The organism is Micromonospora sp. NPDC049799 (assembly GCF_040656655.1).
Taxonomy (GTDB): Bacteria; Actinomycetota; Actinomycetes; order Mycobacteriales; family Micromonosporaceae; genus Micromonospora.
The window spans coordinates 1-1420 of the sequence record NZ_JBFAMU010000832.1; the positions used below are offsets into that span (position 1 = coordinate 1).

General features: G+C 74.6%; 1 protein-coding gene and 1 pseudogene. Both read right to left on the minus strand.

Annotation, left to right across the window (positions count from 1 at the left end):
• Positions 1–161: 161 nt before the first annotated feature.
• Positions 162–1001, minus strand: coding sequence for a GNAT family N-acetyltransferase (locus AB0I76_RS29885; RefSeq protein ID WP_357042468.1), 840 nt, complete (start codon positions 999–1001; stop codon positions 162–164).
• Positions 1002–1059: 58 nt separating this feature from the next.
• Positions 1060–1420: pseudogene (locus tag AB0I76_RS29890) on the minus strand (MFS transporter); the annotation flags it as partial.

Here is a 1420-nt window from a genome sequence, read left to right on the forward strand (position 1 = left end):
GCCCAGACCGTCCAGGTCTCGGCCTACCCCGACCACTACGCCCAGTGGGAGCAGCAGGCCGCCGACCTCGTCACCGAGCACTGGAACAGCTGACCCGCAACCACACCGCTGGCCGGCACCCGAACACGGGTGCCGGCCAGCGGTCTTTCCGCAGATCCTGGTCAGAACAAGACGGTGGCGAGGGTGCCGACCGGACGGAACCCGCAGCGCTCGTACACCCGTCGGGCGGGCCAGTTGAAGTCGTTGACGTAGAGGCTGACCGTCGGCGCGACCCGCTGCAGCGCGTCGCGCACCACGGCGGCCATCGCCGCGGTGGCCATCCCCCGCCCCCGCCACTCCGGGGCCACCCAGACCCCCTGCACCTGGGCGGTCCGCCGGGTGACCACCGCCAGCTCCGCCTTGAACACGACCTGACCATCGACGAACCGGGCGTACGCCCGACCGGCCCGAACCAGGTCGGTGACCCGCCGCCGGTAGCTGCGCCCGCCGTCCTCGGCCAGCGGCGACACCCCGACCTCCTCGGTGTACATCGCGACGGCCGCCGGGAAGAGCCGGTCGACCTCCCCGCCGCGCACCCGGCGCACCTCCGGGTCGGGCGTGACGCCGGGCATGGTGTCCGTCGCCAGCAACGGCTGGTTGGGGCGTACGTCCCGGGCGGGCCCCCAGGTCGCGGAGAGGCGGTCCCAGAGGCCGAGCACGGCGTCGGCCCGGCCGACGATCGACGAGCAGAGCCGTTCCTCGCTGGCGAGCAGGTCGGCGAAGGCGGCGACGGCCGGTTCCGAGGCGAGCACCGGGGTGAGGTTGCCGCCCAGCCAGCAGAGCGACTCGACGTTGCGCCGGGTGCCGTAGCCCAGCACCCGCCCCTCGGCACGCCACCAGGCGAGGCCACGCGCGGCGATCCGCTCGGCGACCTGCGCGCCCGCGAACGGGTCCAGGTCGAGCAGACGCTCGACCGCGCGGCGCTCCGATTCCCCCAGTTGCCGTACCGGCACCGTCAGCACGACTACCAGCCTGCCAGATCCCCCCGGGCCCGCGTGGGTGGAGTGGCGAGCCGAACTCTCAGCTGACGGGTACCGCGGAGCCGGCCGGCGTCGTGGCCCGGCCGCGGGCGGCCCACCGCACCACCGGCGGCACCAGCGCGCCGAGGAGCAGGAAGAGACCGCCGAGCAGCAACCAACCCGGTACGCCCCAACCGATGGCGAGAGCGGTCACGACGACCGGGGCGAGCATCTTCCCCACCTCGTAGCCCATGCTGTACGCCCCCTGGTACTGGCCGTGGGCGTTCTCCGGCGCCAGCCCGTAGGAGACGCCCCACCCCGCGGCGGACTGCCACAGCTCCCCCACGACGTGCGCCAGGGCGCCGGCCGCGAGCAGGGCGACCGCCGCAACGGTGGGCAGGCCGGCGCTCGCGGCGAACAGC